Here is a 3786-nt window from a genome sequence, read left to right as displayed (position 1 = left end):
GACACTGGATTTTGATTCCAGCATGCGAAGGTTCGAATCCTTCCTCCCCAGCCAACACCCTTTATTGGGGAGTCGTCAAGCGGTTAAGACACTGGATTTTGATTCCAGCATGCGAAGGTTCGAATCCTTCCTCCCCAGCCAAATAAAAGCGTGTAAGTTTTCTTACACGCTTTTTTATGCTCAGAGCGCAATAACGCTGAAAAACTTTTTTTTACCCGTCTTTACGCGTATAATCGCGTAATTAGTGTCTTAGAAATAGGGCGAAGGGAAGCGTAATGTTTTCTGCGCGTAAATCAAATCTAGAATCAGGTGAAGATATGGCTGCTTATGACAGTTTAATGGTGTTTACCGGTAATGCAAATCCGGAATTGGCGCAACGTGTTGTCAAACATTTGGATATTTCACTCGGTGAAGCCACCGTTTCCAAATTCTCTGATGGCGAAGTAGCCATTGAATTGTTGGAAAATGTGCGTGGTCGCGATGTGTTTATTTTGCAACCTACTTGTGCGCCAACCAATGACAACCTGATGGAAATTTTGACGATGGCCGATGCACTTAAACGTGCTTCTGCCGGTCGTATTACTGCCGCGATTCCTTACTTTGGCTATGCGCGTCAAGATCGTCGTCCTCGCTCTGTTCGTGTACCGATTTCTGCTAAATTGGTAGCGAATATGTTGTACTCTGCAGGTATCGACCGCGTATTGACTGTTGACTTGCATGCCGACCAAATTCAAGGGTTCTTTGATATTCCGGTAGATAATATTTATGCCACCCCGATTTTGTTGAACGACATTAAACAACAACGTATCGAAAATCTGACTGTTGTCAGCCCTGATATCGGTGGTGTTGTACGTGCACGTGCTGTTGCTAAATCTTTAAATGCTGATTTGGCCATTATCGACAAACGTCGTCCTAAAGCCAACGTGGCTGAAGTGATGAACATCATTGGCGATATCCAAGGTCGTACTTGCTTGATCGTAGATGATATGATCGATACGGCAAATACTTTGTGTAAAGCAGCTGTCGCCCTGAAAGAGCGCGGTGCAGATCGTGTATTGGCATACGCCAGCCATGCAGTATTCTCCGGTGAGGCAGTGAATCGAATTGCTTCTTCCGAAATTGACCAAGTAGTTGTAACAGATACGATTCCACTGTCTGAAGCAGCTAAAAAATGTGAACGCATCCGTCAAGTAACTATTGCCGGTTTGCTGGCTGAAACGGTACGCCGTATCAGCAATGAAGAATCCGTCTCATATCTTTTTAATGAAGAAGTGATGACAGGCAGCATGTTGCTGCCATAACCCGATGTCGTCTTAAGCTGGTCGCGGCCGATGACGACGATTTTATCTAAATTGGAGTATTAAACATGACTTATGAAATTCAAGCCTCTGTTCGCGAAGCCCAAGGCACTGGTGCGAGCCGCCGCCTGCGTCGCGAAGGCCAAATCCCTGGCATCCTGTACGGTGAAGGTCAAGAGCCTGTTGCTATCGCTGTAGACCACAAAACTGTATTCTACGCATTGGAAAAAGAATCTTTCCATACTGCTTTGATTAAACTGTCTTTGAACGGTGAAACTAAAGACGTTATCGTGCGTGACTTCCAAATGCACCCATTCCGTCGCGAAGTTCAACACATCGACTTCCAAGCTGTAAAAGCTGATCAACCTGTACGTATCCGCGTTCCTCTGCACATTGTTAACGCTGAAAACTCTCAAGCTGTTAAATTGCAAGGTGGTCGTGTATCTCTGTTGAACACTTCTGTTGAAGTAGTTGCTTTGCCTGCAAACATTCCTGCTTTCTTGGAGTTGGATTGTGCATCAGTAGTTGCCGGCGACATTCTGCACTTGTCAGACATCAAATTGCCAGAAGGTGTTGAAAGCGTTTCTCTGAAACGTAACGAAAACCTGGCTGTTGCTACTGTTACCGGTAAAAAACGCTAATAGGTAGTTAAGATAAGAAAACCGTATCAGATTTATCTGATACGGTTTTTGTTTTGCATATAAAATCATTTGCTATAAAACTAGGTCAAATGTAACAGCATATGTACTTTATAAGATTGAAGCAATTTCATTGCGAAGTTTATTAAGAAAGCGGCCATGCCGTACCCATTGTGCGGCCGATTCATAATCCTGTTGTTCAAATGCTTGTTGTAAATCTTGATATAGGTTGCTTTGTACTTCTTGGATTTCTTGATCCAGCGCTCGGATGGCATCATGGTTTTGTTCCATTTGTGCATCCATCAATGTTTCTCGCCATTCCATCTGCTGCATGAGGAATTCTGGTGAAAACGAAGTGTGTTCAGGTGCATCAGCATCGATATTTTGGCTTTTCAAGAGATAAGCAGCCCGATCAATAGGGTTTTTTAATGTGCGGTAGGCATCATTAATTGTAGAAGACATCATAACGGCTTGTTTCTGCTCAAAAGCAGAAGCAGAAGCAAATTTATCAGGATGAAAACGGGCAGCTAAAGCTCGATAGGTCTGTTCGAGTGCTTCGATATCAATATTGAAAGATGGCTCAAGCTGGAAGAGGTTGAAGTATTGAGACATGATATTAAAGGGAAAAAATCTAAAGAAGAGGATTATTTTACGATATAATCCGGAAACTGTTTATACGAAAGGAAAACAATATGACCAGTAAGGTGCAACACAATAAAGGCAAGATACGAGACAATGCCTTAAAAGCCTTAGTCAAATCTGATTTGTTCCGACACAAAGTAGAACGGAAAAGAAAAGGCAAAGGTAGCTACAACAGGCAGGAAGCGAAAAAATGGCGGGATGGTTTTGATACTTTCCCGCCATTTTTTATATTTTAAACGTGGAAGCTCTCGCCGCAGCCACAAGAGTCTTTGACATTCGGGTTTTCAAATTTGAAACCTTCCTGCAAACCTTCTTTGGTGTAATCGACTTGAGTGCCGTCCAGATAAACCAAGCTTTTGGGGTCGATATAAATGCGCGCGCCGTGTTCTTCAAAAATCAGGTCGTCCTCGTTCGCTTCATCGACAAATTCAAGGTTGTATGCCATACCTGAGCAGCCGCTGGTTTTCACACCCAAGCGCACGCCCAAGCCTTTGCCGCGTTTAGTCAGGTAGTTATTGATGTATTTGGCTGCGTTTTCTGTGATGGTAATCATACTTTTTTCCTCATTTCGCAATTATTTTCTGTTTGCCAGTTTTTATTTCAGACGGCCTCTTGATTTTCAGGCTGTCTGAAAACGCTGTTTTGCCCACTCTATTGCAGCGTCAATGGCAGCTTTTGCTTGCGGACTGTTTTTCCAACAGGTCGAGCCGGTCAATTTTTCGCCCTGTTCCAAAATATTATCCAAATCCGCTATCGCCAGTTTGGCAACATCATCCAACCCCATTTGCTGCAAACGCTGCAATACGGTTTTGCCTATGCCTTTGACGGCAAGTAGGGATTGGGCTTCTTCATCGGTAAAAGGCATTTCGTCTCCTTTGATTTTGCAGACGTATCGATAAATATAAGCCTATGGCTTATTGCCCTCTCCCTAACCCTCTCACGCGGGGAGAGGGAATAGATTGGCAGGCAGTCCCAAATTTGGTGACAACTACAAAAGGATTAAGCCTCTGTGTCCTCAATTCACCCTGTCTGTTTAAAAGGTGAACAAACCGTTATGTTTGCTTTTCCTGAAAACTCTAAGACTTTCAGAAATCCTGTGAACGTCTGCCGACAAAGCACCCACTAATCGGATTATTTGTTTTCCTGACGTTTGCGATAGTCGGCAACAGCCGCTTTTACCGCATCTTCAGCCAAGATGGAGCAGTGGA

The 3786-nt window shown here is 43.7% G+C and carries 5 protein-coding genes, 1 tRNA gene and 2 pseudogenes; 4 read left to right on the top strand and 4 right to left on the bottom strand.

What is annotated here, in order from left to right:
• The first annotated feature begins 65 nt into the window (after positions 1–65).
• From Q1M25_RS08805 to Q1M25_RS08795, 3 genes are all read left to right on the top strand, one after another.
• A tRNA-Gln gene (locus Q1M25_RS08805) sits at positions 66–141 on the top strand.
• A gap of 176 nt (positions 142–317) precedes the next feature.
• A complete protein-coding gene (locus tag Q1M25_RS08800) occupies positions 318–1301 on the top strand; it encodes a ribose-phosphate pyrophosphokinase (RefSeq protein ID WP_300483909.1) in 984 nt (327 codons plus the stop codon).
• A gap of 65 nt (positions 1302–1366) precedes the next feature.
• Positions 1367–1939 (top strand): 50S ribosomal protein L25/general stress protein Ctc, encoded by a 573-nt coding sequence (locus tag Q1M25_RS08795; protein ID WP_004519902.1) that lies wholly within the window; start codon positions 1367–1369, stop codon positions 1937–1939.
• Positions 1940–2047: 108 nt separating this feature from the next.
• Here the strand turns inward: Q1M25_RS08795 and hscB are convergent, their stop codons facing one another.
• Positions 2048–2548 carry a Fe-S protein assembly co-chaperone HscB gene (gene hscB / locus Q1M25_RS08790; protein ID WP_150537774.1) on the bottom strand — a complete coding sequence of 167 codons (501 nt, stop codon included), beginning with the start codon at positions 2546–2548 and terminating at the stop codon, positions 2048–2050.
• A gap of 80 nt (positions 2549–2628) precedes the next feature.
• Here hscB and Q1M25_RS08785 point away from each other — a divergent pair.
• A pseudogene (locus Q1M25_RS08785) lies at positions 2629–2851 on the top strand (alternative ribosome-rescue factor A).
• Here Q1M25_RS08785 and iscA read toward each other — a convergent pair.
• From iscA to Q1M25_RS08770, 3 genes and pseudogenes are all read right to left on the bottom strand, one after another.
• Positions 2811–3131 carry an iron-sulfur cluster assembly protein IscA gene (gene iscA, locus Q1M25_RS08780; RefSeq protein ID WP_003680782.1) on the bottom strand — a complete coding sequence of 107 codons (321 nt, stop codon included), beginning with the start codon at positions 3129–3131 and terminating at the stop codon, positions 2811–2813. The pseudogene Q1M25_RS08785 and the gene iscA sit on opposite strands and share 41 nt — an antisense overlap.
• A 66-nt stretch (positions 3132–3197) precedes the next feature.
• Complete coding sequence (locus Q1M25_RS08775; RefSeq protein ID WP_300483904.1) at positions 3198–3443, bottom strand: recombinase RecA; 246 nt, start codon at positions 3441–3443, stop codon at positions 3198–3200.
• A gap of 266 nt (positions 3444–3709) precedes the next feature.
• Positions 3710–3786 (bottom strand): annotated as a pseudogene (locus Q1M25_RS08770) (iron-sulfur cluster assembly scaffold protein); the annotation flags it as partial.

This window comes from uncultured Neisseria sp. (genome assembly GCF_951230505.1).
GTDB lineage: Bacteria > Pseudomonadota > Gammaproteobacteria > Burkholderiales > Neisseriaceae > Neisseria.
Note: the sequence above shows the minus strand (reverse complement) of the source record. Positions and strands in the feature narration are given on the sequence as shown.

Bases quoted from the DNA above. Each gene is read 5' to 3' on its own strand.
- hscB (WP_150537774.1), bottom strand. From the start codon at position 2,548: ATGTCTCAATACTTCAACCTCTTCCAGCTTGAGCCATCTTTCAATATT.
- Q1M25_RS08800 (WP_300483909.1), top strand. From the start codon at position 318: ATGGCTGCTTATGACAGTTTAATGGTGTTTACCGGTAATGCAAATCCG.
- Q1M25_RS08775 (WP_300483904.1), bottom strand. From the start codon at position 3,443: ATGCCTTTTACCGATGAAGAAGCCCAATCCCTACTTGCCGTCAAAGGC.
- Q1M25_RS08795 (WP_004519902.1), top strand. From the start codon at position 1,367: ATGACTTATGAAATTCAAGCCTCTGTTCGCGAAGCCCAAGGCACTGGT.
- iscA (WP_003680782.1), bottom strand. From the start codon at position 3,131: ATGATTACCATCACAGAAAACGCAGCCAAATACATCAATAACTACCTG.